Genomic DNA, 25,862 nt, shown 5'->3' with positions numbered 1-25,862 from the left:
ATAAAGCATAAACAAAACCTGAACGCATAATTCCCACACAATTGAACACCTCCATTTACATAGCAAAGCGTTACCTGTTCTCGGGCAAAAAAATGCATGCTATCAATATTATTTCGGGTATATCCATGTTGGGGGTGCTCATTGGCAGCGCGGCATTGCTTATCATTCTTTCGGTGTTCAATGGTTTTGAAAAAGTTATCCTTTCGTTATATAGCAACTTTACGCCCGAAATAAAGATAGAAGCCAAACTGGGCAAAACTTTTAATCCCAACACTCCTTATTTTGCCTCCCTGCATAAAGATGCGCGCGTATTTTCCTTTACCCAGGTATTGCAGGAAAAAGGCCTGATTAAATATGGCGATAAACCATTTTTAGGTACCGTAATGGGCGTGAGCGATGATTTTTTGAAAAACAACCAGCTCGATAGTACCATAGCCAGCGGCTCATTCACGCTTAAAAGCGGCGATCAAAATTTTGCTGTAATTGGCGCTACCATACAGGGGAGCTTAGGTATTAATGTTCATGACGAGCTTTCGCCCATGCAGATCTATTCGCCGCGGCGCGGTGCGGAAAATTCGGCCAATCCTTTAAATGAATTTGTTGTACGCAGCATTAATCCATCAGGAGTGTTTGCCATACAGCAGGAATTTGATGATATAGCTGTAACCCCCATTGAGTTTGCCCGCGACCTGCTTAACCAGCCGGTAAATGTTTCTTCACTACAGCTTAATTTTAAGCGCGGCACCAATATCGATGCCATGCAAAAAGACATCCAGGATAAAATAGGGAATGATTTTACGGTAAAAAACCGCAAGGAACAAAACAGCGAACTTTACAAAACCCTTAATTACGAAAGCTGGGCGGTTTACATGATCCTTACTTTTGTGCTTATCATCGCAATATTTAATATCATTGGCTCGTTAACCATGCTGGTTATTGATAAGCGCAAGGACATAGCCATTTTAAGCGGGCTGGGCGCCAATAAAAATATGATCCAGGGGATTTTCTTTTTTGAGGGAATGATGATCACCGCTATTGGCTGTATTATCGGCATAACGCTGGGCACCATTTTTTGCCTGCTGCAGCAGCATTACGGATGGATAAAAATGGGGGCCAAAATGTCGGTGTTAGACTCGTATCCTATCGATCTTAAAATTAAGGATTTTGGCCTGGTGCTGCTAACCGTTGGCGGCATTTCGGTAATAGCTGCCGGCATCAGCGCCCGTTTAAGTATTAAAGGATTGGATGAAATCAAACAGGATTTGTAAATTTGTTAAATGGGTATGAGGTATATCAAAGTTTTTGTTTTGCTGCTTGTTGTTATTACTGTTTATGCATGTAATAATGATGCCCATAAAAAAGATGGGGTTACGCTTTATAAAGGCTTGTATAGCGCAGGGCCCGAAATTAAATCATTTAAAGATTGCGATAGCGGCCAGGAGTTTTGGGCTGTTGACAGTTCGGCGCAACTGGAGCTTCAGTATTCGCAGCTCAATTTCGAAAAACCCTACGAACCGGTTTACGTTGAGGTTGAGGGCATCAAATCAAAATCGGGCGATGTTGGTCGCGGGTCTGAATATGACAGTACACTCGTTGTAAAAAAAGTAGTAAAAATAACCAAAGAGATCCCGCAGGACGTATGTAATTAACCCCCTGCCGCCATTGTTAATAAAAGCCTAAAACAATAACTTAGGCTTTTGCATTAAGCATTAAACACTCATCTGCCTTATCGGCGTAACTAACAACCCATGGAATCAAAACGTCAGCAAAAATTTGCCGGAGTAATACAGGAAGACCTTGCAGCTATTTTTCAGCGCGAAGGCATGAATTATTTGCCTAATACACTGGTAACCATAACCAAGGTACGTGTAACGCCCGATTTGGCCATAGCCCGTATATTTTTAAGCTTTTTGGGCAATCCTAATGTGCAAACCGCTTTGCATACCATCAAATCGCACGCTTCGGAGATCAGGTACAAACTGGGCGCCCGCATCAAAGACCAGGTAAGGATCATTCCGCAGCTTGAGTTTTTTGTTGACGATACCAGCGAATACGTTGAACGTATGGACAAGATCTTTGATAAGATCAGTAAAGAGGAACGCCAACCCGATACCGAAGAAAACTAACAGCCACTGATGGACCGGCACACGCTGTTTGCTAATTACCTTAACAATCATCCCGAAGCCATTGGCAAAGTGGTTGATTTTGATGCAGATCATGACCGCCTTTACCATTTTGACCTTACCGCCGCCAATAAGGAATTGACGACTGAGGTTATTAACAAGCCGTGGATGTTTAGCCAGTTAGTGAACCAAAAACTGCGCGAAAACAATTGCCGTTACGGCATTGGCGGGTATATGGAACACCGTACCATTTATGCCTTTAGCAGTCATTTTGATACGGATGATGAGCCCCGGCGCCTGCATTTGGGCGTCGATATCTGGAGCGATGCCCGAACGCCCGTATATGCCCCTCTTGATGGCATTGTACACAGTTACCAGGATAATAATACCATTGGCGATTACGGCCCAACCATTATTTTACAACACGACCTTGATGGCTTAACCCTTTATAGCCTGTACGGGCATTTAAGCCGTAAAAGCCTGAAGGGGCTTTCTAAAGGTATGCCTGTGTCTAAAAACAGCCAAATAGCAACCCTTGGCAATGCCGATGAAAACGGCCATTGGCCACCGCATTTACATTTTCAGCTGATGTTTGATATGGAAGGTAAACAGGGCGATTATCCCGGCGTAGCTAAGTTTTCAGAAAAAGAGATCTGGCAGAAGAATATACCTGACCCCGGGTTGATATTGAAGTTTCCGAGAGCGGTGAATGTAGGGTAGCACCCCGTAGAGATGCATAATTACGTCTCCCTCACAATTCTTAGCTGGCGCAAGTTTTGTGTGATTGCAAATGCTGAGGTAACTTGTGCCTTCTGCTCTATGTAAACGTATAACAGGATTTAGCATTTAAACTGTAAACTTTTTTTAGGACGATACATTCGGAAAAGCACAAGTCATCCACGCTTATATCCCCCACACAAGACTTGCGCTAAAAAGGCGCTAAAAAGCGACGGGATAACTTTTGCTTCCTGCTGTTATTTCTCCGTTAATACCGTAAACTTAAAATCAAGCGGTTCAAACAAGCGGATAAGCTCATCAATAAAAGTTTGCCCCCATTTTACATACATGAGGCCGAAGTTTTCAGAACGCTCCTGCAGGCTGTCTTTCGGGAAGAGCTCGGCTTTAACGGCGGTTAGCTGCTCCAACCGTACACTGTAATTTCTCTTTTCTGCACGGATCAGCTTCTTTTCAAGGTTATCCATGGCCTTTTTAAGGCGGGCCTGTACAGCCGCAGCTGATGGTGAAAGTGTAGGATCGATTTTGTATGCGCGGAGTTTTATTTTCTCAAAAAGGTTTTCCATTTCGCGCCATTCTTCGGCAATGCTCAGGTTATGGCCGCTGTGCTTTTTGATCCAATAGGTTTGCAGGGCATCGCTTTGTTTAAACAGGTCTATAGCGTCAAGGTTCATACGTTCAACCTTGGCGGCCTGTTCTTTTTTGATCACCAAAGCCGAGTTGCGAAGGATGAGGATAGGGAAATCAATTTTATAATGATCAAAATTGGATTTCAACTCGAGCCAGTAAACTACCTCTGCACCACCACCGATGTAGGCAATGTTTGGTAAAATACATTCCTGGTACAGCGGGCGCATCACCACATTAGGGCTAAAGTGTTCGGGATATTCGGCGATGTCCTTTTTCAGCTCAGCTTCAGTAAACCTGATTTCGGTATTGAGCACATGATAGCTGTCATTTTCGAAAACTATCCGCTCGCGAAGCTGATCTTTCAGGTAAAAGAAATTGATCTCGCGTGGGTTAACCTGGATGTGTACACCAAGCTCATGCAGCTTTTGGTTGGTTTCGGTAATGTTTTTAAAACTATGCTGACCAATGATATCCTGCTCAATAATGGCCGCGAACTCTTTTTTAAATTCATGGTCATCGGCATCAATGATAACTAAACCATATTGTCCGAAAAGTGAATTAACAAGATATCTGGTAGCATCAGCAAGTTTATCAAATTTGGTATAAGCGGTTTCAACAATTTCGGCAAGGTCAGTAGCGTGACCTTCCATGCCTAAAACGCCTTTGTATTGGTTAAGTGCCTGGCGCATGCTCACCGGGTCGATACGACCTGTGGCTCCCGAAGCCTCATACCACCAGTGTACTTTTTTACCGCCAATGTTGGTATAGTTAATCTCAGCAAAGTCGTGGTCTTCGCTGGCCATCCAGTAAACAGGAACAAAATTTTTATCGGGATGGGCGGTTTTCAATTGCCGAGCCAGTTTGATAGCCGTTGCAATTTTATAAAGGAAATATAAAGGCCCGGCGAAGATATTAAGCTGGTGACCGGTTGTAATGGTAAAGGTATTATCCTGCTTTAACAGCTCCAGGTTTTGGGCTGTAAGGGCAGTTGAATAAGTACATAATTTACCCGGCTCTTTGCCTAAACACTCGTACTGCTTAGTTAAAACACGTACCAGCACTTCGCGATCAGCAACTACCTTTTTGTTTTTCAAAAACCCGGCAAAACCGGCCATATCCGGGCGATAACCATAAAAAGGCCGTAGTTCGGGTTTATTGTCGATATATTCGGCAACTGTGCTTGAAAAAAAACCGGTGTCTTTATAACTTATACAGGATGCGTCCATTTTCGATTTCGGATTTTTCACTTTTTAACTTGCTTTCTATGGTGTTCAAGAAGGCTTCGCAGTTTGAGATGTTCGATTCCGGATTTGGCCTAAAACAAAACATCAGCAAATAAAATTAAATGCTGATGTCGAAATTAGATTATAAATCGCAAATCGCTTTACAGCCGACCGCAAATTAACATTATTTTACAATTTGTCCATAAAGGTCAAAGTCTTCGGCGCTGTCTATCTTTACGTTAACAAAGCTGCCAATGGTAGCATAATCAATGCTGGCATCAATCAAAACTTCGTTATCAACCTCGGGCGAATCAAACTCGGTACGGCCAACAAAATAGCCACCATCCTTTTTGTCAATCAGTACTTTATAGGTATTGCCGATCTTTTCCTGGTTTTTATCAAAAGAAATGCCCTGCTGGATTTCCATGATGGCATCGGCACGCTCCTGTTTTACTTCTTCAGGTACATCATCAACCAAAGTATGGGCGTGGGTTTTTTCCTCGTGCGAATAGGTGAAACAGCCCAAACGGTCGAACTTGGTATCCTCAACCCATTGTGCCATCTCTTCAAAATCCTGCTGGGTTTCGCCCGGGTAACCGGTGATTAACGTAGTACGCATAGCAATGCCCGGTACACGATCGCGGATCTCGTTCACAATATCAATAGTTTTTTGCTTGGTGATACCGCGGCGCATTGATTTCAGCATGTTATCGGTAATGTGCTGCAAAGGCATATCCATGTATTTGCAAATATTTTCACGCTCGTTCATCACATCCAGGATCTCCATCGGAAAACCTGAAGGATAAGCATATTGCAACCTGATCCATTCGATACCGTTCACATCAGATAAACGGCGAAGCAGCTCATCCAGGTTACGTTTGCCGTAAAGGTCGAGGCCGTAATAGGTTAAATCCTGGGCAATCAGGATGAGTTCTTTTGTTCCGTTTTTAGCCAATTTCTTAGCATCCTCAACCAGTTGTTCAATCGGCGAACTCAGGTGTTTACCCCTCATTAAAGGGATGGCACAAAACGAGCACGGACGGTTACAGCCCTCAGCAATTTTAAAATAAGCAAAATGCGATGGCGTTGTTAATAAACGCTCGCCAATAAGTTCGTGCTTGTAATTTGCACCTACAGAAGCCAACAGGTTTTGCAGATCATTGGTACCGAAATAGGCATCAACGTTGGTGATCTCGGCTTCAAGCTCAGGCTTGTAACGCTCGCTCAGGCAGCCGGTAACAATTACCTTACCTACTTTGCCCTGCTCCTTAAGTTCGCTGTATTGCAGAATAGTATCTATCGATTCCTGCTTGGCATTATCAATAAAGCCACAGGTATTAATTACTATAATATCATTTTTGCCTACCTTCTCGGCCTCATGCACCACATCAAACTGGTTGCCCTTCAGTTGGCCCATTAATATCTCCGAATCGTAAATATTTTTTGAGCAACCTAACGTAACCACGTTTACACGGGGTTTGGCCTGCTTAACAGATGGACGGGAAATTTCTTTTGTCTTCATTATTTCCAATTGATTTCAGTGATTTTTTTGATTTCACTGATTCCATTTATACAGACAGTCTTTTAATTGAACAACTTACATTGCCAAAGTTAATCAATAAGCCTGTCTTGATTTTACTTGCTTTTAAATAGGATAAGAGTTGCTTTTGGAAAATTATCGGTAAAAAAGGGCCGGTCACTGCTTTTAGTTCAACAATAACTTTGCCTTCAATAAAAAAATCACATCTAAATTCTCCAACACACTTTTCCTTAAAATATAATTCGAATTTCTTTTCTGTTTCGAAAGCTAAACCTTCTATTTGTAACTGATGTTGTAAAGCTTTTGAGTATACTTTTTCGATAAACCCTGGCCCTAAATGTTTATGAACTTCAAAGCAACAGCCTATTATTCTCTCTGTTAATGAATCGTTTTCATAACTTGCCATGGGTAATCGGTGAAATCAAAAAAATCACTGAAATCAAAAAATCAAGCTTTAAACAAGCTATCTACAAACGCCTGCCTGTCAAACAGCTGCAGGTGATCCATTCCCTCGCCAACACCTATATATTTAACCGGGATCTTAAACTGATCTGATATTCCTATAACTACACCACCTTTAGCTGTACCATCCAATTTGGTTAGCGCCAGCGCGTTAACATTGGTGGCTTCGGTAAATTGCTTGCATTGCTCAATGGCGTTTTGCCCGGTTGAGGCATCCAACACCAGCAAAATCTCATGCGGGGCACCGGGGATCACCTTTTGCATCACGTTCTTGATTTTGGTTAGCTCGTTCATCAAACCAACTTTATTGTGCAAACGGCCGGCAGTATCTATAATAGCCACATCATCGCCATTGGCCACAGCCGAACGAAGGGTATCATAAGCAACCGAAGCCGGATCGGATCCCATAGCCTGGGCAACAACTTTTACCCCAACACGTTCGCCCCAAAGTTTAATCTGGTCAACCGCGGCTGCGCGAAAGGTATCGGCAGCACCTAAAACAACCTGGTTGCCAGCCTGTTTTAGTTTATGGGCCAGCTTGCCTATAGTAGTGGTTTTACCTACGCCGTTAACGCCAACCACCATAATTACGTATGGCTTATGATCGCCATATTCAAAATTGCGGAAGTCGTTACTGTTGTTTTCGGCAAGCAGTTGCTGAATTTCATCTTTTAACAGGGCGTTCAGCTCGTTGGTGCTTACGTATTTATCGCGGGCAACACGTGCCTGGATCCTGTCAATGATCTTGAGCGTAGTGCTTACGCCAACGTCGGATGTAACCAGGATCTCTTCCAGCTCATCCAACACATCATCATCAACGGTTGATTTACCGGCGATGGCTTTGGTGATCTTTGAAAAAAAGTTATCCTTGGTTTTTTCCAAACCGGTATCAAGCGCCTGCTGTTCCTGCTGCGTGTTTTCCTTTTTCTTAAAAAAATCAAATAATCCCATGTTCGTTGATATGCAAATGTGCTAATTTCAGATGTGCAGATTGTTTGTTCAATGTACTAATTTCAGTATTCAAATATGTTGCCATATCAAATCACCTTTCTTCATCTGCGCATTTGCACACCTGAAATTTGCACATCTAATTTCATTCAACAAAAAAAGCCCTCTCGTTAAAACAAGACGGCTTCAATATTTTAATCAAAGAGTGATTATATAGTTTTACCTGCAATTGCATCCTTAACTAAATCGTTAGGGACAATTTGCTCTTTGAATGAATAAGCACCAGTTTTAGGTGATTTATTCATGGTGATCACTTTTGAATATTCTTTGCCTTTACCTGCTACTTTCAGCGTTGCAACTACTTTCTTTGCCATGTTGTTTAATTATTGATTTAGTGAATTATTGAGTTGGCTATATCAAGATAAAACTTAATGAGCCAATCAATCCGGTCAACTAATTATTTAATCTCTTTGTGAACGGTTACTTTCCTCAAAACAGGGTTGAATTTTTTCAACTCTAATCTTTCAGTTGTATTTTTTTTGTTCTTAGTGGTGATATAGCGAGACATGCCTGGCATACCGCTTGTTTTGTGTTCGGTGCACTCTAAAATCACCTGAACCCTGTTGCCTTTTTTTGCCATTTTCTTTTTATGTTGTACGTGTCACCTCACGGCTTACGTAATTTTTCAATTTATTATACTGCTAAACTTGAAAGTCAACTACTAAATGTAGCCTTTTTTAACAAATTTATTGATGCAGGCGGTAATACCGTTTTTGCTGATAGTTTTTACAGCAGAAGTAGATACCTTTAAGGTAATCCATTTATCTTCTTCAGGAATATAAAACTTTTTAAGTTTCAAGTTAGGATGAAACCTGCGTTTTGTTTTAACGTTTGAGTTTGAAACGTTGTTACCTACGATAGATCCTTTTCCTGTTAGATCACAAATTCTTGACATGACAAATATTTTTAATTATCAACCCTTTATCCAAAAAGAGTTTGCAAATATCAGACTTTTAAATCAAATATTCAACAGTGATTAAAAAAAATTTCAAAAAAGATTTGCAGTAGTGCCAGGCGCTTATCTATTTAGCTAATAACAAGTTATTCTTACCTGTGTTGCTGTCGTCTGAACTCGAATTGATGGAATTTGATCAATTAACAGAATGCTAAGCAAATTCGATGAATTCTTTTAATTTCATAAATTCGAGTTCAGACAAAATCGGCGAGTAATTTACCGGGTTCTTGAAAATCAATTACTTACGAATTAAGTAACAACTCTGCCACTTCCTCGCCCACCAAACTCCCCATGGCCACGCCCATGCCATTGCATCTCACAGCACAGAAAATATCAGGCTGCACTTGTTTTACTATCGGGCTGATCTCCTGCCCGAAACCCATGATGCCGCTCCACCAATAATCAATCTCTACATTTTGGCCGGGGAGGATCACCTGGTTCAGATAGTTTATCAATTGCTGTTTAACTTCATCGGTATGGCCAAAATTCCAGGTTTCTTCAGCTTTATAATTGAGGTTGCGGCCGCCGCCAAACAACACCCGCCCATCAATATTGCGGAAGTAGTAATAACCCTGGTTAAAATGATAAGTGCCTTTAAGTTTTAAACCGGAAACCGGCTTGGTAACCATTACCTGTCCGCGGCCGGGTACTACATCAAGCTGAGGATATAGCTGGCTTGCAAAAGCATTTGTAGCCAGGATCACTTTGCCCGCTTTAAAAATACCTTGCGAGGTACTTAGCCTGATGTGCTGATCTTCCTGCCCGATAACGGAAATGCCACAATTATTAAGTACCAATACGCCGAGTTGGTATGCTTTATATAATAGAGCACGCATCATTTTGCCGGTGTGAATCTGTCCTTCAAAAGGGTTGTATATGATATGCTTCACTTTATTGAAGCCAAAACCTGCAATTTTTTCATCGGCTACTGAATAAATGTCAGCATGGCCTATAGCATGTTTTAATAATTTGTTAAGGTGATCTATTTGATCAATACACTCACGTGCGCGGCTTTCCTCATGATCCATAAACAGTTCATGCCCGCCATATTGATAATAATCGATGTTAGCATCACCCAAATTTTCCCTTAAACGTTGCAGTCCTTTCCACTTGTAAGCTACCAGGTGCATGGCCTCCGTTTCTGATGAATGATTTATTGCTTCAATTTGCTCCGAAACTGTACCAAAACAGGCAAAACCAGCGTTTTTAGTACTGGCGCCTGATGGTAAGAAGCCGCGTTCCAACACTAAAACTTTTAAGGTTGGTTGCTGTTTTTTTAACTGAAGGGCGGCGCTAAGGCCAACAAGTCCGCTGCCAATAATGATAACATCGGCGTTATCGGTAAAGGCTGTACGCTCCCAGTATGAAAATGATGGCTCCAACATGTTCAAAAATAGCTATTCGGGAAGCAAAAACTTTGAGGTAACCTAATGCTTTTAAACTTTTTGCTCAAAGCGGAATAGTTTTTGAACAAGCGCTGTAACGTTTGTAAGGTTTCAACCTACTTAGTTTTAACTTATATTTATCAATATCATATGAATCACATATCATTAATTATGGGATACATCGCGCCGAACTCGGCCTGGTTCCTGATGATTATTGTTGCCCTGGTAAGCTTTATTGTACAATGGCGGTTCAGGAGTAAAATTAAGCAGTATTCTGAAATTGGCTTAATGTCTGGCTTATCGGGACAGGAAGTAGCCGTGAAGATGCTGCGCGCCCATGGTATCTTTGATGTACAGGTAATTTGTGTTGAAGGACAGCTTACCGATCATTATAACCCCGAAACGAAAACAGTTAACCTGAGTACCGATGTTTTTTACAGCCGCAGTATCGCCGCTGCCGCTGTCGCCGCACATGAATGCGGCCATGCTGTGCAACATGCCGAAGCTTACGGCTGGTTAAGTTTCAGATCGGCTATGGTGCCCGTTATCAACGTGGCATCAACTATTACCCAGTGGACTTTGTTCATCGGCATTATGCTGTTATTCTTTTCAGGTAGCCCTTATGTTTTGGCAGTTGGTGTTGCCGCGCTTGCACTGGTTACATTTTTTAGCTTTATAACCCTGCCGGTTGAGTTTGATGCAAGTCGCCGGGCGTTGGCGTGGCTGGATAACAATTATGCTGTGGTACAAACCGGACAAGAACATGGAATGGCAAAAGATGCCCTCTGGTGGGCTGCCATGACCTATGTAGTTGCCGCGTTGAGCGCTCTGGCTACGCTGGTTTACTATGCATCGTTTTTATTTAACAGGAGGAATTAACCCCCTAACCCCCTAAAGGGGGAAGGATTGTTGTAATTATAAAGGCCTGTTTCATTCGGAAACAGGCCTTTGTGTTTTAAAATGACACTTGCACTCCCCCTTTAGGGGGCCGGGGGGCTTTTAATCTTCATGATCCGTTCATTTAACAGGCCGAAACTTAATGTAATGTTCATGTTACACGGGTAGGTTTGGGTAAAATCATATATCATGAAAAAAATAGCAAGTGTATTTATGGTGCTTTTGATAGTGTCAGCAGCATCCGTTAAAACCTATGCACAAATCAGTATAGGTGTTTCTGTAAATATAGCGCCGCCTGTATTGCCAACCTATACCCAGCCGCCCTGCCCCGTTGACGGGTATTTATGGACACCCGGTTATTGGGCTTATGACCAGGATGGCGGATATTACTGGGTTCCGGGAGTGTGGGTGAGTCCACCCAGGGTGGGTTATTTGTGGACGCCTGGTTACTGGGGATACGATGGTGCAGTATACGTTTTTCATGAAGGCTACTGGGGCCCGCACATCGGATTTTATGGCGGGGTAAACTACGGCTACGGTTATGTTGGAACCGGTTATGTTGGCGGACGCTGGGCCGGCAATTCATTTCAGTACAATACCGCTGTTGTGAATGTTAATAACACGGTTGTGCATAATACCTATGTCAACAAAACTGTTATCAATAATAATGTTACCGTTAATAATAACAGTTTTAACGGGCCGGGTGGTGTGACCGCAAAACCACAGCCGCAAGAGCAGGCTGCCGAAAAGGAAAATCACATACAGCCTACTGCTGATCAAATTACCCACCGGCAGGTTGCGGTAAAAGACCCAAGCCAATTTGCAAAAAATAATAACGGGCATCCGGCAACCGCTGCCATGAACAAGGTCAACGGAAGCCGTTTTACACCGGAAGGAAGCAGGGCACAACCCTCAGTAAGAGCAAATGCAGCAGCTAATCCGGCTCATGCTGGTAATGCTGCACCATCTGCCGACAATTCCGCTAACAGCCATTCTCCAGCCAGGAGGACAAATGTCGCGGCAGTAAATAATGGTGCCGCAAGGGCTGCCGCTCAGCATAGCAACAGAGCTCCCCGCAGGCAAGCTTTGGCTCTGCGCGAAGAAAAACCGCATAGGGAAAGACAACGATAGCTGGCCCCCTAACCCCCTAAAGGGGGAACAATGGCGGGTACTTTGAACAGAAAAAGCCGAGTGAAAAATCATTCGGCTTTTTTGTATCATGAAATTTATTTCTTAAACTCCCCCTTTAGGGGGCGTGGGAGCAACTAATTCAGCCTGTATGGCGCTATCAGATAAAACTCCGGGATTTGTACATTGAAGTTGGCGTTATCCAACAGGCGGATCATGTGGTATTCGCCTTTCATGTTGCCCATGTCGGTTTTAAGGTTACAGCCTGATACATACTCATGGGTATGGCCCGGCTCAATAACAGGCTGCTGGCCTACTACACCTTCGCCTTCCACTTCGCGCTTTGCACCGTTTGAGTCAAATATATACCAGTGACGGCTCATCAACCTGATGGCGTAGTTGGTCATGTTTTCGATGCTTACCTTGTAGGCAAACATAAAATGATCGTTTGCCGGGTTTGAATACTCCGGCTGATATATGGTTTCGATGGAAACCTTAACACCCTCAGTTATAGTGGTAACCATGTGACAAGTATCGTTTATTTCAAATATATGGAAAGGGAGCAAATATTAAGCCATTTCGATGGCATATTTTTCTTCGATCTCGGCCAAAATCTGGTCAACTGCTTCAAGATCAGGGGCGGTAACAAAACGCATCCTGAACTCCTTGAAATGATCTATCCCTTTAAAGTAGTTAGAGTAATGCCTGCGCATCTCGAAAATGCCCGTTTTAGGGCCTTTCCACTCTATTGATTTGTATAAATGGGCCCGGCAGGCTGCCACACGTTCGGCAATTGTTGGCTTATCCAGGTATTCGCCGGTTTTAAAATAATGCTTTATTTCACGGAAAATCCATGGATAACCAATCGCCGCACGACCGATCATCATGCCGTCAACCTCATATTCCATACGCCATGCGGCAGCCTTTTCGGGCGAATCGATGTCGCCATTGCCGAAAATGGGGATTTTTATCCGCGGGTTTTTTTTGATATCCCTGATCAACGACCAATCGGCTTCGCCTTTATACATCTGCGAGCGGGTACGGCCGTGTATGGTAAGTGCCTTGATCCCCACATCCTGCAGGCGTTCGGCAACTTCGTAAACATTTTTAGTGTTATCGTCCCAGCCCAGGCGGGTTTTTACGGTTACCGGCAAATGTGTTGCATCAACAACCGCTTTGGTCATGGCAACCATTTTATCGATATCCTGCAATAAACTTGCACCGGCACCGCGGCAGGCCACCTGTTTTACCGGGCAGCCATAATTAATATCCATTAAATCGGGATTGGCCAGCGTAGCTATTTCGGTAGCTTCGCGCATGTGGTCAATATCACTGCCGAAGATCTGGATGCCGATAGGTCTTTCGTATTCAAAAATATCCAGCTTTTGCCTGCTTTTTGCCGCATCGCGGATCAAGCCTTCGCTTGAAATAAACTCTGTATACATCATATCCGCGCCGTTTTGCTTACACACATAGCGGAAGGGCGGATCACTCACATCCTCCATCGGCGCCAGCAGCAGCGGGAACTCCCCTAAATCAATATTTCCTATTTGTACAGACATCCTTATCTTTAGCCTGCAAAAATACGAATTTTACATCGAATGATAAAAGCCTCATATCAAAGCCCTCAGCCACAGGGAAGTCAAATAACGCCGTTTTTACAATTTATAATACTGATTGCGCTAACTATAGGGATGCTGATTGTGTGCGGTTTAATAGCCGCCGGAATTATCGGGGTAATATTCGGATCACAAACACTTACGGATACATTTACTTTTAATACCCGAAATCCGAATGTTGGCGCCGCTTTATGGACGTTGCAAATCATCAGTACTACGTTGCCCTTATATCTTGCCCCTGTAATTTTTGCGCGCTTTATAGTAAGGGAACCTGTAGATTATTTGAAGATTACCCCCAAATTTCCACCGGTGCTGTTATTGCTGATCCTCTCTATCATGATCTGTTCATCCCCGGTTATGGAGGTATTAGTAAATGTTAACCAGAAACTGGTTTTGCCGGCCCCATTAAAAAGTTTGGAAGATGCGTTGCGCGCAATGGAGGCCCAGGCCCAAAAAGCCACCGAAGCCATGCTTCAAATGAAGACCATATCCGACATGCTTTTTGCGGTTTTAGTAGTTGGGTTGTTAACTGCCATCGCCGAAGAGTTTTTATTCAGGGGGTGTTTGCAAACCATCATGATCCGGTGGACAGGAAATCCGCATGCAGCTATCTGGATCACGGCTATCCTTTTCAGTGCTTTTCATATGGAGTTTTTTACCTTTTTACCGCGTGTGGCGCTGGGCGTGTTTTTTGGCTATTTTGTAATGTGGAGCGGCAGTATCTGGACAAGCGTTTGGGCGCATTTTTTAAACAATGCCACCCAGGTGGTGATCCTGTACCTGTATTCGCAAAAGCGCATTACGCTTGATCCTAACGATCAGCACGTTTTTAATTATCAGAGCTATGCGTTAAGCCTGATAATTATTTTAATTTTGCTTTTTATGTACAGAAATACCGCTAAAGGAAAAAGCCCGCTGTTGAGTTAAATGGAAAAAAACTGGGTCAAAATTTTTACTTCAACTAATTTTTACCAATCAGAAATTGTTAAGCAAATGCTTACCGGGAATCATATTGATACCGTTTTGCTGAATAAACAGGATTCATCGCACCGGAGCTTTGGCGAAATAGAAGTTTACATTCACCAGGAGGATTTTAGTAAGGCTATTGAGATCATGATCCTCAATCAAATTAATATATGAAACAACGCGCCATCACTGGCTTATTTTTTATTATCGTAATGATTGGGTCTAATTTATTAGGCCCTTATGTATTTAGTGTTTTTTACCTGCTATTGAGCCTGTTTTGCTTGCTGGAGTTTTACAAACTGGTTAAACAGGGCGGTATGCAGCCCGAGCGTTTTACCGGGGCACTTGCCGGCGTAATCATGTTCTTCTTTTTTGCGGCTAACTGCTATTTCCCGGCATATAAATACATTATACTGCTACCCATACTACTTAGCTTTATTCCCATAGGCGAGTTATATAAAAAATCTACCGCACCATTCACTAATATCGGTTTCACTTACCTGGGTTTGCTTATGGCCGTTGTTCCATTTATGTTTTTTCATGCCATGGCTTTTACGCGGGGAGATGGTGTTTTTAACTTTCACGTGCCGCTTGGCTTTTTAATTATGCTGTGGAGCAATGATACCGGGGCTTACCTGGTGGGCAGCAAATTTGGCCGTAACAAGTTGTTTGAAAGACATTCGCCTAAAAAATCATGGGAAGGCTTTATCGGGGGCATCCTGATCTGCGCTTTGGCGGCATATATTTTGAGCCGTTTTTATACAGAATACAATTGTTTCGACTGGATCATTATGTCGCTTATCATCTCAAACTTTGGTACCATGGGCGATCTGGTTGAATCCATGTTCAAGCGCAGCCTCAACGTAAAAGATTCGGGGGGCATATTACCAGGCCATGGCGGCCTGCTTGATAGGTTTGACGGCCTGCTGATGGCCGCGCCAATTGTATATGCATACCTGTACTTAATTTCAAATTAGTAGTTTTGTATTAAACACAATAAATAATGACCATACATAAAGAAGGCTATACCTCACTCGCTATTACTATCCTGTTCATTTTTGTTTTAAATGCGCTCATCCAGTTTTACATGCCAACTGCGCATACGCTGAAATGGATAGTTTATATTTTTTCGGGTGCTTTATTTTTGATCATCCTGCAGTTTTTCCGCAGTCCATTCTTTGATATTGAAACCGCCGAAAATACTATCCTTTGCCCTGCCGATGGTAAGGTTGTAGTAATTGAAGAAACTGAAGAAACCGAATTTTTAAAAGATAAACGTATTCAATTATCGGTTTTCATGTCGCCGGTTAATGTGCACGTGAACCGTAACCCTATTGCAGGTGTGGTAAGTTATTTTAAATACCATAAAGGTAAATACCTGGTGGCCTGGCATCCTAAATCATCAACCGAGAACGAACGTACAACTATAGCTATTGAAAACAGCAAAGGTGTAACTGTATTGTTCAGACAGATAGCCGGTGCACTGGCCCGCCGCATAGTTTGGTATGTTAAACAAGGGGATATTGTTGAGCAGGGCCAACAGTTCGGTTTTATTAAGTTTGGCTCGAGAGTGGATGTTTTCCTGCCGCTGGGTACTAAGATCCTGGTAAATATTGGCGATGTAGTAAAAGGCGGTCGTACGGTTTTGGCTGAGCTGGTTGATCCGGAGCCTGTAAAAGAAGCTGCAAAGCCTGATGCAATTGTTGTTCCTGAGCCGCCTGCTGCTCCAGTTGAGCCAGCCGTTTTGGTAGAGGAAACACCTACTATGAACAGTATTACTCCTGCTCCGTCACTGGTAGTTGATCATCCTGAGACAGCTGAAAATCCGGCAGTGGAAGAAAGCGCCGCAGAGAAACCTGTTAAGAAAAAAACAGCATCAAAAGCTAAAAAAGTTGATAGTGGTGATGCGGCAAAGGAAGCGGATAGCGAATAATTAGCGTACGTTTTATATAAAGAAAGGCAGATGGGGAACTCATCTGCTTTTTTTGTGCTTTTTCGAAAAGCTATTTAAATGCGTCATTGCGAGGTAAGAAGCAATCCTCTATTAGTATAGCGGCTATGCAAATTCGCTCTGTAAAGTTGGGGATTGCTTCGTACCTCGCAATTGACGTGGTTTTTATGGGTGTTGCACTGTCGCAGGTTTAGTGGCAGCGTAATCTGTGATTCGATATCGTTGAAACTGAAAGCTTAAGCTATGGTTCACCACGGGTTACAAACCCGCGGTAGTTTACTTTGATAGCTTGCCTTTGCCTTCGTATTTGAAAATCAACAGATTAAGAGGACCGTTTTTCAAAAACCATCACATAGCAAAAGGCCTTACCGAAATTACTTCAGAAAGGCCTTTTATATTCTATAAACCGCTAAGCGGCTGGGTAAATTAAACGCGTTTTGATTTGATACGAGCTGCTTTACCAGTAAGGGCACGCAGGTAGTATAGTTTAGAACGACGAACTTTACCAACGCTGTTAACTTCGATCTTGTCGATGTTTGGAGAGTTAACAGGGAAGATACGCTCAACGCCAATGCCATTTGATACTTTACGCACAGTAAAAGTTTCGCTTACACCAACGCTGTTACGCTGAATAACAACACCTTGGTAAACCTGAACGCGTTCTTTATTTCCTTCTCTGATTTTATAGTGAACACTTACAGTATCACCAGCTTTGAAGGATGGAAGCTGCTTTTTTTCTACTGATTGCTCTTCAACAAATTTTACTAAATCCATGATTTTAAGCTCTTAATGCGATTTTTAGCCCGTAAAAATCGGATTGCAAGTATAGGGATTATTTTCAATAAAAGAAAGCCAAATTTAAAAATTTCCACATTTAGTTTTTTTATTAACAGTAGGTTGTGGTTTTAGCAAAGATAAGGGGATGTTTGCGTGGGTTAACTACCTCTTTTTAAAATTGGACAGCAATGTTAAACCTATTGCCGCTTTGGCGATGTTATTAAACTCATGTTTTTGCTTAAATTGCCAATGCTAACCAAGCCTGACATGCGCAACTCAATTGATTCAACTATTGCAAGAGCCTCCAATATTGCCAGGTGGTTATTCTTTATCAACCTTATACCAACAGTTATTGCGGGAGGCGTTATTTTTATCACCTTTAATAAGTTGGAACAAAACTCTTTTAGAAATACTTACGATTGGATAGTCCTAAGCTTAATGTTATCTGGTATAGCATTGCAATATATTTACTGTCGACAGACGACTAACACAGACAATGTCCTCAACCCGGTTGGGTGGGTTTTCTCAATAATTGTCAATGCAATTTTTATTGTTAGCTATCTGGTTAGGTTTTTCAGCGCGCCGTCCTTCGGCGCATTGATGATCGTTTATCCTGCTGCTTTTCTTGTTTGCAGCGTAAAAGGGTTAAGATTGATAAGGCATTTCGAATCATCGTATATTTCGTAATGCCATAAATCGGCTTTTTATTTTTCAATAATTCCCAGCACGGGTCTCTTCTCGGTGAAGTAAGCTATAAGTGTGTAGATCAGTCCAATTAAAAGCAGGTTAAATGCAAAATTGATGAGCGTATCGCTGCAGAGTGCGAGTGTTTATGGTTGCCTTTTAACAAAGCGTTGAATTTTGAATAATTATATCCGGAGATAGGCCATAAATTGGTATCATTGATATATGCCATATCATATGCGTTTTAATGTAAAGCAAAGCCCCTATTTCTTATTTTTACCGTTCCTTGTTTATTACGTTTATCGTGTATTGAAATTTAAATATCCTGTGTTATATGGCGATGAGCCCAGGTACGTTGGTTTTGCATCCAACTTAATTCATGGTTTTTACTCGCCCCCCGCGCCTGATATTAATTTGTGGAGCGGTCCGGGTTATCCTATTGTACTTATGCCTTGTGCCGCTTTGCATTTACCGGTTATTTGGTATCCCTTATTAAACGCGCTTTTCTTTTACCTGTCGGTCGTGTTTTTGTATCAAGCCCTGCGCTATCTGGTTAAGGAAAAGCTTGCCATGTTATTTGCCATTATATGGGCATTTTATATTAATCTTTACCAGTTTTTGCCCGCTATTTATACTGAAGTTTTTACTTCATTTTTAATAGTAAGTATTGTATACAGCGTCACCTTGTATTATTTGAAGCATAAAATAATATACCTTGTACTTTCAGGTTTTCTGATTGGTTTCCTGGCCTTAACCAAAATCATTTTTGGTTATGTAATATTGCTTTGTTTGATTATCTGTTTGCTGTTAAGTACCATAAAAGCGATAAGAACATCTTGTATTAATGCGGTATATATCTTCGCTATAGCCTTGCTTACCACGGTGCCCTATCTTTCCTATACCCAACACCTTACCGGAAAAATTTTTTACTGGGGAAATTCCGGAGGGATGAGTTTGTACTGGATGAGTTCGCCTTATGATTTGGAATATGGCGACTGGAAGGCTCCCTATCTGTCTAACTCAATACTCCCGATGCCATTTAAATCAACCGAAGGCGATTCGCTGCTGCAAGCAAATCATGCCAAAGAGATATCTTTTATCATGGCGCATCAAGGTGTTGAGCAGGATGAACTTTTTAAAAAAGCGGCAATCAGGAATATTAAATCCGCCCCTAAAAAATTTGTAAAAAATTACTTCTACAACATCTCGCGAATGCTTTTTGATTTTCCTTATTCATATACCTATCAGGTTACTCAAACAATAAGCAACATTATTACAGGATCCTTGCTTTTGTGGGCTTCCGTTATTTGTTTGGTCATAAGTGTAGTTAACCGAAAGCAGATCATCTATCCGGTTAAACTAACAATGCTGCTTTTTACGGTTTACTTTTTGCTTAGCGGCTTTGCAAGTGCTTACGTGCGGCAATTGGATGTTGTGGTGCCGATACTGCTTTTTTGGATAGCCTGTACTATTGATAAACTTCCAAAAATGAGCCTTAAGTTTAAAGAAACGGCTGTTTAATCTTTGTCCAAAAGATCCGGCCGTCGTGCTTTTGTACGCTCCAACGCTTGCTCGTGGCGCCATTTTTCTATTTCGGGTGTGTTGCCTCCTAAAAGTATTTCGGGGACCTTGTGCCCGTTCCAGTCGGCCGGACGGGTATAAACAGGGGCATCCAGCAGGTCGTCCTGGAACGAATCAGACAGTGCCGATGTTTCATCGCTCAATACGCCGGGGATAAGTCTTACCACGGCATCAACCAATACGGCGGCAGGCAGTTCCCCGCCCGAAAGTACGTAATCGCCTATAGAGATCTCGCGGGTTACATAAATGTCGCGGATGCGTTGATCGATACCTTTGTAATGACCGCAAAGGATAATGATGTTTTTTTTGATGGAAAGCTGGTTAGCGATAGCCTGATTGAGTGTTTCGCCATCGGGCGACATGAAGATGATCTCGTCATAATCACGCTCTGATTTTAGTTTTTCAATACATGCCGCAAAAGGTGGAATGGTCATCACCATACCGCTGCCGCCACCGTAAGGATAATCATCCACGCTTTTTTGCTTATTGGTGGCATAATCCCTTAGGTTATGAACAACAATTTCGGAAATCCCTTTTTTCTGCGCACGCTGCAAAATAGAATGTGCAAAAGGGCTTTCAAGCAAACCGGGCAATACAGAGATGATATCGAAACGCATATTTTCTTCAGATTCAGGATAAAAGAATCAGGATGCAAGATTACTGAAAAATGTCCTCTCTCCGAAATTGTCTTGATTCCTGAGTCTTGCAATCTTGCTTCTATGACTATCCTCTATGCTGATAAATTCCCCATAAATTACCCGCCGGATCAGTAAAATGTGCGGTAATCTCAGGAAAGTCTTTACCAATGGGTTGAACAATGATACCTCCGTTAGCCTCTATCAGCTTAAGTGTTGCTTCTGCATCATCAACCATAATGGAGATCAGTAACCCTGCTTTGCCCATTGGTTCGCGACCGGTTATCCACATGCCGCTTACTTCACCTACGCCGTCATCAAACGAGGCGGAGCCGTGATTATCCGTACGGATGTGCCAGCCGAAAACAGTTTCAAAAAACTTTGAGGATATGCTGATATCAGTAGCTGGAATCTCGATATAGCATATTTTGCCGTTGCCGTAGGTGGGTTGCTTTGCCATAATGGTGCTTTTTATCTTGTCTCTTGATTCTTGTTACCTGCTTCTATATCAACTATATCGCCTTCTCAATCATCCATCGATGCCCGAAAGGGTCAATAAAGTCACCCTGGCGGTAACCATAGTCCCAGTCCGTTACTTCAGAAGCTATCTTTGCACCGGCTTGTTTTGCAGCTTCCATCACCGCATGCACATCATCAACAAAAAGACCGATGGTAACGCTGGTAGCCTTTGTAGTATCGGGGCAAAGCACAGCCGTTCGCTCGGTTTCTTCGTGCAGGTGAAAGATGGTTCCGTCTATCGAAAGCTCCGCTACATGGATGCTGCCATCATCATTACTAAAACGCCTGAGTTCTACCGCGCCCAAAGCTTTAATGTAAAAGCTGATATCGGTTACACCATGCGGAATGGCTAACTGTGGTGCGAAGCTTGGTTTTGTTGCCATGGTTATATTGGTTTAATTAATCCTCTTCATCTAAGGAAAAAACATCTTCTACAGGTTTGCCAAATACACGGGCTATTTTAAGGGCCAGCACGGTTGACGGTACGTACCTGTTGCTTTCGATGGTATTAATAGTTTGCCGCGATACCCCGATAAGCTCTGCAAGCTCGGCCTGGGTTATGTTTTTGATGGCGCGCTCAACCCTGATGTTGTTTTTCATACCTGCCCCTCTTCCTTATTGATGAGACGGTTGTTCTGAAAAATTTTCCACCTGAAACGTACAATAAAAAACACAAGGGGTACCAATAAATTTAAAAACAAAATATGTTCGGTATCTTTACTTAATATTAAACTCACTACCAAAAGTATATAATTTACGTAAATGGCCCATTGCAATGAGTCGAGCCTGAGTTTAAAGATCTGTTCGTCTTCAATGCGTTCTTTTGCGAAAGCGATAAAGAATAATCCTATGGCCATGAGCAGTGTGGTAGTCATAAAAAAGATATGATGGCTGTTAAACAGGTCGTCGCTTACAGGTTCTTCATGCATGCTAAAGCCCATCTCTTTTTTAAACATTACGATGGGGATATGGATCAGGAAAAGTGCAAGTCCCAAATATCTAAACCAGTGCGGAAATAAGAAGTGTGATTTCATGATTGTAAAGTTTGCTCGAAACACAGGATGGCTGTATTCTGAATTTTTCTTATTGGATCAAGTATAGTTTAATTTGATTCTTTTGCGAGGCTTCTATTTAATAAAAAAACCTTCCATCTAAACCGGATGATAAAGAATATCAAAGGAGTAATGACATTGTAGGCTACAATTTCGAGAAATTTAAAGCCATGTATCAAAACGACTAAGATCAGAAAAAGGCAATAGTTTACATATATCGCCCATTGTAATGAGTCCAATCGCAGCTGTGAAATATGCTCATCTTCATCTTTTTCTTTGGAGAAAGCTATAAGCAATAATCCGATGATAACGATGATAATATTAAAGTCGTTTGTGATATTCATCCAGATATTGGGAGTATCTCCTGTTTGGGCGAAGCCCTGGGGATAAATAAATTTTAAAGCAACGGCTTTTAATATATCTATGACAAAACACAAGTAACCGATTAGTCGACAATAATGCGGAAATAAAAAGCGTGATTTCATAATTGTAAAGTTTGGCTTACCAAAAGTAAAATAAACTTTACAAATGTCAAATATATTTGACAAATATTTTTTTAAAATCCTGTTAAATAAAAATGCCCGTGAGACGGGCATGAGGGAATCTTATTTCTTTAATCTAAAGTCTTTACTCTCAAACTTAACCTTCCAGGTAAATCTCCAGCAACCCTTCGGGCAAGTCAATGTAAATCTCACCGCCTTCAACATCAATACCTTTAATGATCTCTAAGTTAAGCGGGAAAAGTACTTCCTTATTTTTGTACTGAACTGTGGCTATTAATTGCTGCGGATATTCCTGCACCGATAATATTTCGCCCAGTTCACCGTGGGTTTCATCTATAGCGATAAAGCCTTCCACGTCATTCAGGGTAAATTCGCTCTTTTTCTTTTTTGGCTTTAGCTTACCGGGCAGGTAGATATCCCGCTTTACCAGGGTTGATGCTTTTTCAATGGTATCAACATCTTCCAGGTTTAAGTAGGCGTTGTTTTTTTGCAGGTACTTTATTGATGATACAAAATAAGGGATCATTTTCCCTGCAATATCAATAAACACCGCGTTAAATTTAATGGCTTCAATGCCATCAAAATCAACGTAGATCTGTAGCTCGCCCTTTAAGCCTTTGGTTTTTAGGACGCTGCCTATCCTGAAATGCTCTTCGGTTTTCATTTAAAAATATAATTAAACAATAATGGCGAAGCTGTTTGCCTCGCCATTATTCGGATTTAAGAAATCAAACGTATAGATTCAAGATAAATTACTTTTCCTGCGTTCTGTACGCTTTTTTCAAAATTATTCTGCGCTTTCAGTTTCTTCAGTTGCTGCATCTTCTGCAGGAGCTTCTTCTTCGGCAACAGGAGCGTTTTTAGCAGCAATAGCAGCAGCTTTTTCTTCGCTCTTTTTAGCTTCAGCAGCTAAAGCAGCTTTGCGGGCTTCGTCTTTAGCAACATTAAGGCTGGTTTTTTTACCGGTGATTTTGCTGTCTTTCTGGTCAAGCCACTCAGCAAATTTGGTTTCAAGTTGCTCTTCGGTTAAAGCGCCTTTTTTAACACCGCCTTGTAAGTGTTTTTTGTACAGCACACCTTTGTATGAAAGGATAGCACGACAAGTATCGGTAGGCTGGGCACCGTTGTTAACCCAATCCAAAGTTTTGTCGAAATTGATGTCAATAGTTGCGGGGTTGGTGTTTGGGTTGTATGAACCTAAACGCTCAATGAAGCGTCCATCACGTGGAGCGCGTGAGTCTGCTACTACGATATAATAAAAAGGTTTGCCTTTTTTACCGTGTCTTTGTAGTCTGATCTTAGTTGCCATTGTAAATTTTTATGTATTCAACATTATCCCCGGAGTTCTTTCTGCGGGGATGCAAAGGTATTAATTTTTATCATAATTAAAAATGGTTGATAATTAATTATTTATGGTTGAAGTGAATGGCTGATTGGGTTGACTGGTGAATGGTTGTTTTTGTAGGACATAGTTTGGTTTATTTAGCTGTTTTTTAAACTTAACATTGCAATAATTTAAAAAAATCGGAACTTACCCGCCATGAGCATTAACAGAAAAATACGGATAGCTATTGATATGGATGAAGTTATTGCCGATACCATTGGCAAATTCATCAGCATGTATAAAGAAAGGCATGGCGAAGAAATAAGCCTGGGCAATATGGAAGGTAAGGAGTTTAGGGAAATCCTGCCACCGCACTTAAGCGAAACCTTGCGGGTTTATATTAATGAACGGGGCTTTTTCAGGGATATCCCGGTAATGCCGGATGCGCAGGAAGTAGTGAAGGCCCTGCACGAAAAGTACGATGTGTACATAGCATCGGCCGCTATGGAGTTCAAGTACTCGCTGGAGGATAAGCAGGAATGGCTGGAAGAACATTTTCCATTTATTTCGTGGACAAACATTATTTTTTGCGGGCACAAGATTTTGGACGTGGATATCATGATAGATGACCGGATCAAAAACTTCACCACGTTTAATGGCCGGAAGATCCTGTATACCTCACCGCATAACATGCTGCTTACCGACTATGAGCGGGTAAATACCTGGAAGGAAGTTGCAGCGAAATTATTGTAGTTGTTTGTTTATCATGTAAATAGCCATATCTTTAAGTATTCACAGCTTGTTTATATGTTTAACCCAAACCCGGCTGCAACCGGAAATTGTACAATTGTTTTTGATATCGATGAACAGAAATACCTGTTTGTAAGCGAAAACTTTTATAGTCTTTTTGAGGTTGATACTGCTCATCTTCATCAAAATGCTGATTTTTTGAGAGAATTGGTAGAGCCCCAAATTTTTGACGGCATAAAGCAGCTTACTGAGGGGCTTGTGATGAACGAGTCAATCCAAATAACGTATCACCTGGAGGCCAGCCAAAAGCAGCTAACCGAAAAACGGACACTTGCTACTGATGGGCTCACCGGTCATAAAATCATATTAAGTAACATCACCTCTGCCCTGGAAGGTGTGCGTACCCCGATCCCTTTTATCAAACCCGGGCTGAGCGAGCAGTTCCTCAATTCGCTTATTGATTCGCAAACAAATTTCCTGGTACGGATAGATATTAATGGCAGATTTAGCTTTGCTAACCGCAGGTTTTTTAAAACCTTCGGTTATGATGAGGCTGACATAGTAGGTCATCACTTTTCAAAAACAACCATTCCGGAAGATGCGCAGCTGTGCCAGGAGGCTTTTGTGGAATGTATTAATAATCCCGGCAAGATCGTCAGGCTCGCTCACAAAAAGCCTGCTAAAAATGGGAACCTGCATGATACCGAATGGGAGTTTGTATCCATCGCCGACGATAACGGAATGGTAGTTGAAATACAGGGCATAGGCAGGGACATTACATCTCAAATGCAAATGCGGGAAGAGGCTTTGCATATGAAAGACAGCCTTGAAGCATTGATCAATAATACCCGTGACCATATCTGGTCGGTTGATAAGGAGTTGCGTTATTTGTACATGAACCAAGCCTATGTTGAGCAGGTGACTCATTTAACGGGCCAAAAACCTTTTAAAGGTGAATACTCCTATAAACATCAGGGCTTTGGCAAGCAATTAATTGACGATTGGACTGTTTACTATAACCGTGCTTTAAGCGGAGAAAGGTATGATATTATCAGTGAAAGCATCGATCCGGTAAATGGACAGCGTTTGTATTATGAAGTTAATTTTAATCCTATTTACACCGCTGCAGGCGATATAATAGGTGCAGGTTGTTTTGGTCATGATATTACCGAAAGGCTCAAAATACAGAAAGAACTCGTGAGCCAGAACGATCGTTTAAGAAATGTTGCTTCTTTAAGCTCGCACGAGCTGCGCCGGCCTGTGGCAAGTATGCTTGGGCTTATCAGCTTAATGGACCATGAAGATTTTTTTAACCCCGAAAACAAGGAGATCATAGCGCACCTGTTTACTGTGAGTGCTGAAATTGATACCGCGATAAGGCTTGTTGTTGACAGTACTATTGCCAAATAAAATAG

31 protein-coding genes and 1 pseudogene are annotated in these 25,862 nt (G+C 41.9%); 13 read left to right on the top strand and 19 right to left on the bottom strand.

Translation table 11 applies throughout. The features are described from left to right. Positions 1-41: 41 nt before the first annotated feature. The 4 genes from FHW88_RS12975 to FHW88_RS12960 all read left to right on the top strand — a co-directional run bounded on the left by FHW88_RS12975 (position 42) and on the right by FHW88_RS12960 (position 2,843). Positions 42-1,268: an FtsX-like permease family protein gene (locus tag FHW88_RS12975; RefSeq protein ID WP_176625888.1), complete on the top strand. Its 1,227-nt coding sequence runs from the start codon at positions 42-44 to the stop codon at positions 1,266-1,268. A gap of 15 nt (positions 1,269-1,283) precedes the next feature. Further along, complete coding sequence (locus FHW88_RS12970; RefSeq protein WP_176625886.1) at positions 1,284-1,649, top strand: hypothetical protein; 366 nt, start codon at positions 1,284-1,286, stop codon at positions 1,647-1,649. 99 nt (positions 1,650-1,748) lie between these two features. Beyond that, positions 1,749-2,126 carry a 30S ribosome-binding factor RbfA gene (gene rbfA / locus FHW88_RS12965; RefSeq protein WP_090532309.1) on the top strand — a complete coding sequence of 126 codons (378 nt, stop codon included), beginning with the start codon at positions 1,749-1,751 and terminating at the stop codon, positions 2,124-2,126. A gap of 9 nt (positions 2,127-2,135) precedes the next feature. Further along, complete coding sequence (locus FHW88_RS12960) at positions 2,136-2,843, top strand: peptidoglycan DD-metalloendopeptidase family protein (RefSeq protein ID WP_176625883.1); 708 nt, start codon at positions 2,136-2,138, stop codon at positions 2,841-2,843. 254 nt (positions 2,844-3,097) lie between these two features. On the opposite strand, the gene bshC is transcribed toward FHW88_RS12960, so the two are convergent. The 8 genes from bshC to FHW88_RS12920 all read right to left on the bottom strand — a co-directional run bounded on the left by bshC (position 3,098) and on the right by FHW88_RS12920 (position 10,061). Then, positions 3,098-4,714 carry a bacillithiol biosynthesis cysteine-adding enzyme BshC gene (bshC, locus tag FHW88_RS12955; RefSeq protein WP_176625881.1) on the bottom strand — a complete coding sequence of 539 codons (1,617 nt, stop codon included), beginning with the start codon at positions 4,712-4,714 and terminating at the stop codon, positions 3,098-3,100. A 181-nt stretch (positions 4,715-4,895) separates the two neighbouring features. Next, a complete protein-coding gene (gene rimO / locus FHW88_RS12950; RefSeq protein ID WP_176625879.1) occupies positions 4,896-6,233 on the bottom strand; it encodes a 30S ribosomal protein S12 methylthiotransferase RimO in 1,338 nt (445 codons plus the stop codon). Positions 6,234-6,279: 46 nt separating this feature from the next. Continuing rightward, positions 6,280-6,657: a GxxExxY protein gene (locus FHW88_RS12945; RefSeq protein WP_090532301.1), complete on the bottom strand. Its 378-nt coding sequence runs from the start codon at positions 6,655-6,657 to the stop codon at positions 6,280-6,282. Positions 6,658-6,698: 41 nt separating this feature from the next. Continuing rightward, positions 6,699-7,664: a signal recognition particle-docking protein FtsY gene (gene ftsY, locus FHW88_RS12940; RefSeq protein WP_176625877.1), complete on the bottom strand. Its 966-nt coding sequence runs from the start codon at positions 7,662-7,664 to the stop codon at positions 6,699-6,701. Between the two features lie 206 nt (positions 7,665-7,870). Next, positions 7,871-8,035: a DUF4295 domain-containing protein gene (locus tag FHW88_RS12935; RefSeq protein ID WP_090532298.1), complete on the bottom strand. Its 165-nt coding sequence runs from the start codon at positions 8,033-8,035 to the stop codon at positions 7,871-7,873. Between the two features lie 83 nt (positions 8,036-8,118). Beyond that, positions 8,119-8,301: a 50S ribosomal protein L33 gene (gene rpmG, locus FHW88_RS12930; RefSeq protein WP_022830075.1), complete on the bottom strand. Its 183-nt coding sequence runs from the start codon at positions 8,299-8,301 to the stop codon at positions 8,119-8,121. A gap of 81 nt (positions 8,302-8,382) precedes the next feature. After that, positions 8,383-8,616, bottom strand: coding sequence for a 50S ribosomal protein L28 (gene rpmB, locus FHW88_RS12925; protein ID WP_022830076.1), 234 nt, complete (start codon positions 8,614-8,616; stop codon positions 8,383-8,385). Positions 8,617-8,918: 302 nt separating this feature from the next. Beyond that, a complete protein-coding gene (locus FHW88_RS12920) occupies positions 8,919-10,061 on the bottom strand; it encodes an NAD(P)/FAD-dependent oxidoreductase (protein WP_176625875.1) in 1,143 nt (380 codons plus the stop codon). Positions 10,062-10,211: 150 nt separating this feature from the next. Between FHW88_RS12920 and FHW88_RS12915 the strand changes: the two genes are divergently transcribed. Continuing rightward, on the top strand, positions 10,212-10,940 hold the full coding sequence (locus FHW88_RS12915; RefSeq protein ID WP_176625873.1) for a zinc metallopeptidase: 729 nt from the start codon (positions 10,212-10,214) through the stop codon (positions 10,938-10,940). Positions 10,941-11,147: 207 nt separating this feature from the next. Next, positions 11,148-12,089 (top strand): YXWGXW repeat-containing protein, encoded by a 942-nt coding sequence (locus FHW88_RS12910; protein ID WP_218117189.1) that lies wholly within the window; start codon positions 11,148-11,150, stop codon positions 12,087-12,089. A 134-nt stretch (positions 12,090-12,223) separates the two neighbouring features. Here the strand turns inward: FHW88_RS12910 and apaG are convergent, their stop codons facing one another. Together apaG and dusB are read right to left on the bottom strand one after the other, a co-directional pair. After that, positions 12,224-12,610 carry a Co2+/Mg2+ efflux protein ApaG gene (gene apaG / locus FHW88_RS12905; RefSeq protein ID WP_090532292.1) on the bottom strand — a complete coding sequence of 129 codons (387 nt, stop codon included), beginning with the start codon at positions 12,608-12,610 and terminating at the stop codon, positions 12,224-12,226. Positions 12,611-12,655: 45 nt separating this feature from the next. After that, on the bottom strand, positions 12,656-13,648 hold the full coding sequence (gene dusB / locus FHW88_RS12900) for a tRNA dihydrouridine synthase DusB (protein WP_176625871.1): 993 nt from the start codon (positions 13,646-13,648) through the stop codon (positions 12,656-12,658). A gap of 39 nt (positions 13,649-13,687) precedes the next feature. Between dusB and FHW88_RS12895 the strand changes: the two genes are divergently transcribed. From FHW88_RS12895 to FHW88_RS12880, 4 genes and pseudogenes are all read left to right on the top strand, one after another. Next, complete coding sequence (locus FHW88_RS12895; RefSeq protein ID WP_176625869.1) at positions 13,688-14,632, top strand: CPBP family intramembrane glutamic endopeptidase; 945 nt, start codon at positions 13,688-13,690, stop codon at positions 14,630-14,632. Then, positions 14,633-14,845 carry a DUF2007 domain-containing protein gene (locus FHW88_RS12890; RefSeq protein ID WP_090532286.1) on the top strand — a complete coding sequence of 71 codons (213 nt, stop codon included), beginning with the start codon at positions 14,633-14,635 and terminating at the stop codon, positions 14,843-14,845. Then, complete coding sequence (locus FHW88_RS12885) at positions 14,842-15,648, top strand: phosphatidate cytidylyltransferase (protein WP_090532284.1); 807 nt, start codon at positions 14,842-14,844, stop codon at positions 15,646-15,648. The genes FHW88_RS12890 and FHW88_RS12885 overlap by 4 nt, the downstream gene beginning before the upstream one ends. A 26-nt stretch (positions 15,649-15,674) precedes the next feature. Beyond that, positions 15,675-16,328: pseudogene (locus FHW88_RS12880) on the top strand (phosphatidylserine decarboxylase family protein); the annotation flags it as partial. 720 nt (positions 16,329-17,048) lie between these two features. Here FHW88_RS12880 and rplS read toward each other — a convergent pair. Further along, positions 17,049-17,396: a 50S ribosomal protein L19 gene (gene rplS, locus FHW88_RS12875; protein WP_090532282.1), complete on the bottom strand. Its 348-nt coding sequence runs from the start codon at positions 17,394-17,396 to the stop codon at positions 17,049-17,051. Positions 17,397-18,308: 912 nt separating this feature from the next. On the opposite strand from rplS, the gene FHW88_RS12870 reads away from it, so the two are divergent. Beyond that, entirely contained in the window at positions 18,309-19,604 is a 1,296-nt protein-coding gene (locus FHW88_RS12870) for an ArnT family glycosyltransferase (protein ID WP_176625867.1), read from the top strand. On the opposite strand, the gene trmD is transcribed toward FHW88_RS12870, so the two are convergent. From trmD to FHW88_RS12830, 8 genes are all read right to left on the bottom strand, one after another. Then, complete coding sequence (gene trmD, locus FHW88_RS12865; RefSeq protein WP_091167128.1) at positions 19,601-20,281, bottom strand: tRNA (guanosine(37)-N1)-methyltransferase TrmD; 681 nt, start codon at positions 20,279-20,281, stop codon at positions 19,601-19,603. The genes FHW88_RS12870 and trmD overlap by 4 nt on opposite strands. Before the next feature lie 106 nt (positions 20,282-20,387). Beyond that, positions 20,388-20,759, bottom strand: coding sequence for a VOC family protein (locus FHW88_RS12860; RefSeq protein ID WP_176625865.1), 372 nt, complete (start codon positions 20,757-20,759; stop codon positions 20,388-20,390). A gap of 52 nt (positions 20,760-20,811) precedes the next feature. Continuing rightward, the gene (locus FHW88_RS12855) at positions 20,812-21,201 is read right to left on the bottom strand and encodes a VOC family protein (RefSeq protein WP_176625863.1); all 390 of its coding nucleotides are present in this window, start codon (positions 21,199-21,201) and stop codon (positions 20,812-20,814) included. Positions 21,202-21,217: 16 nt separating this feature from the next. Then, a complete protein-coding gene (locus FHW88_RS12850; protein ID WP_176625861.1) occupies positions 21,218-21,418 on the bottom strand; it encodes a helix-turn-helix transcriptional regulator in 201 nt (66 codons plus the stop codon). Further along, positions 21,415-21,852 (bottom strand): hypothetical protein, encoded by a 438-nt coding sequence (locus FHW88_RS12845; protein WP_176625859.1) that lies wholly within the window; start codon positions 21,850-21,852, stop codon positions 21,415-21,417. Before FHW88_RS12845 ends, FHW88_RS12850 begins: the two co-directional genes overlap by 4 nt. 68 nt (positions 21,853-21,920) lie before the next feature. After that, positions 21,921-22,355 carry a hypothetical protein gene (locus FHW88_RS12840; protein WP_090532254.1) on the bottom strand — a complete coding sequence of 145 codons (435 nt, stop codon included), beginning with the start codon at positions 22,353-22,355 and terminating at the stop codon, positions 21,921-21,923. A 154-nt stretch (positions 22,356-22,509) separates the two neighbouring features. Further along, complete coding sequence (rimM, locus tag FHW88_RS12835; RefSeq protein ID WP_176625857.1) at positions 22,510-23,037, bottom strand: ribosome maturation factor RimM; 528 nt, start codon at positions 23,035-23,037, stop codon at positions 22,510-22,512. A 123-nt stretch (positions 23,038-23,160) separates the two neighbouring features. After that, the gene (locus FHW88_RS12830; protein ID WP_090532249.1) at positions 23,161-23,682 is read right to left on the bottom strand and encodes a 30S ribosomal protein S16; all 522 of its coding nucleotides are present in this window, start codon (positions 23,680-23,682) and stop codon (positions 23,161-23,163) included. A gap of 231 nt (positions 23,683-23,913) precedes the next feature. On the opposite strand from FHW88_RS12830, the gene FHW88_RS12825 reads away from it, so the two are divergent. Together FHW88_RS12825 and FHW88_RS12820 are read left to right on the top strand one after the other, a co-directional pair. After that, positions 23,914-24,450 (top strand): 5' nucleotidase, NT5C type, encoded by a 537-nt coding sequence (locus FHW88_RS12825; RefSeq protein ID WP_129568986.1) that lies wholly within the window; start codon positions 23,914-23,916, stop codon positions 24,448-24,450. Positions 24,451-24,504: 54 nt separating this feature from the next. After that, positions 24,505-25,857 (top strand): PAS domain S-box protein, encoded by a 1,353-nt coding sequence (locus tag FHW88_RS12820; protein WP_176625855.1) that lies wholly within the window; start codon positions 24,505-24,507, stop codon positions 25,855-25,857. Positions 25,858-25,862: the final 5 nt, after the last annotated feature.

Source organism: Mucilaginibacter sp. SG538B (assembly GCF_013376065.1).
Classification (GTDB): Bacteria; Bacteroidota; Bacteroidia; order Sphingobacteriales; family Sphingobacteriaceae; genus Mucilaginibacter; species Mucilaginibacter rubeus.
This window is presented reverse-complemented; position numbering and strand designations above follow the sequence as displayed.

Coding starts and splice junctions, on each gene's coding strand:
- FHW88_RS12970 (WP_176625886.1), top strand. CDS start 1,284: ATGAGGTATATCAAAGTTTTTGTTTTGCTGCTTGTTGTTATTACTGTT.
- rbfA (WP_090532309.1), top strand. CDS start 1,749: ATGGAATCAAAACGTCAGCAAAAATTTGCCGGAGTAATACAGGAAGAC.
- FHW88_RS12960 (WP_176625883.1), top strand. CDS start 2,136: ATGGACCGGCACACGCTGTTTGCTAATTACCTTAACAATCATCCCGAA.
- bshC (WP_176625881.1), bottom strand. CDS start 4,714: ATGGACGCATCCTGTATAAGTTATAAAGACACCGGTTTTTTTTCAAGC.
- rimO (WP_176625879.1), bottom strand. CDS start 6,233: ATGAAGACAAAAGAAATTTCCCGTCCATCTGTTAAGCAGGCCAAACCC.
- FHW88_RS12945 (WP_090532301.1), bottom strand. CDS start 6,657: ATGGCAAGTTATGAAAACGATTCATTAACAGAGAGAATAATAGGCTGT.
- ftsY (WP_176625877.1), bottom strand. CDS start 7,664: ATGGGATTATTTGATTTTTTTAAGAAAAAGGAAAACACGCAGCAGGAA.
- FHW88_RS12935 (WP_090532298.1), bottom strand. CDS start 8,035: ATGGCAAAGAAAGTAGTTGCAACGCTGAAAGTAGCAGGTAAAGGCAAA.
- rpmG (WP_022830075.1), bottom strand. CDS start 8,301: ATGGCAAAAAAAGGCAACAGGGTTCAGGTGATTTTAGAGTGCACCGAA.
- rpmB (WP_022830076.1), bottom strand. CDS start 8,616: ATGTCAAGAATTTGTGATCTAACAGGAAAAGGATCTATCGTAGGTAAC.
- FHW88_RS12920 (WP_176625875.1), bottom strand. CDS start 10,061: ATGTTGGAGCCATCATTTTCATACTGGGAGCGTACAGCCTTTACCGAT.
- FHW88_RS12915 (WP_176625873.1), top strand. CDS start 10,212: ATGAATCACATATCATTAATTATGGGATACATCGCGCCGAACTCGGCC.
- FHW88_RS12910 (WP_218117189.1), top strand. CDS start 11,148: ATGAAAAAAATAGCAAGTGTATTTATGGTGCTTTTGATAGTGTCAGCA.
- apaG (WP_090532292.1), bottom strand. CDS start 12,610: ATGGTTACCACTATAACTGAGGGTGTTAAGGTTTCCATCGAAACCATA.
- dusB (WP_176625871.1), bottom strand. CDS start 13,648: ATGTCTGTACAAATAGGAAATATTGATTTAGGGGAGTTCCCGCTGCTG.
- FHW88_RS12895 (WP_176625869.1), top strand. CDS start 13,688: ATGATAAAAGCCTCATATCAAAGCCCTCAGCCACAGGGAAGTCAAATA.
- FHW88_RS12890 (WP_090532286.1), top strand. CDS start 14,633: ATGGAAAAAAACTGGGTCAAAATTTTTACTTCAACTAATTTTTACCAA.
- FHW88_RS12885 (WP_090532284.1), top strand. CDS start 14,842: ATGAAACAACGCGCCATCACTGGCTTATTTTTTATTATCGTAATGATT.
- rplS (WP_090532282.1), bottom strand. CDS start 17,396: ATGGATTTAGTAAAATTTGTTGAAGAGCAATCAGTAGAAAAAAAGCAG.
- FHW88_RS12870 (WP_176625867.1), top strand. CDS start 18,309: ATGCCATATCATATGCGTTTTAATGTAAAGCAAAGCCCCTATTTCTTA.
- trmD (WP_091167128.1), bottom strand. CDS start 20,281: ATGCGTTTCGATATCATCTCTGTATTGCCCGGTTTGCTTGAAAGCCCT.
- FHW88_RS12860 (WP_176625865.1), bottom strand. CDS start 20,759: ATGGCAAAGCAACCCACCTACGGCAACGGCAAAATATGCTATATCGAG.
- FHW88_RS12855 (WP_176625863.1), bottom strand. CDS start 21,201: ATGGCAACAAAACCAAGCTTCGCACCACAGTTAGCCATTCCGCATGGT.
- FHW88_RS12850 (WP_176625861.1), bottom strand. CDS start 21,418: ATGAAAAACAACATCAGGGTTGAGCGCGCCATCAAAAACATAACCCAG.
- FHW88_RS12845 (WP_176625859.1), bottom strand. CDS start 21,852: ATGAAATCACACTTCTTATTTCCGCACTGGTTTAGATATTTGGGACTT.
- FHW88_RS12840 (WP_090532254.1), bottom strand. CDS start 22,355: ATGAAATCACGCTTTTTATTTCCGCATTATTGTCGACTAATCGGTTAC.
- rimM (WP_176625857.1), bottom strand. CDS start 23,037: ATGAAAACCGAAGAGCATTTCAGGATAGGCAGCGTCCTAAAAACCAAA.
- FHW88_RS12830 (WP_090532249.1), bottom strand. CDS start 23,682: ATGGCAACTAAGATCAGACTACAAAGACACGGTAAAAAAGGCAAACCT.
- FHW88_RS12825 (WP_129568986.1), top strand. CDS start 23,914: ATGAGCATTAACAGAAAAATACGGATAGCTATTGATATGGATGAAGTT.
- FHW88_RS12820 (WP_176625855.1), top strand. CDS start 24,505: ATGTTTAACCCAAACCCGGCTGCAACCGGAAATTGTACAATTGTTTTT.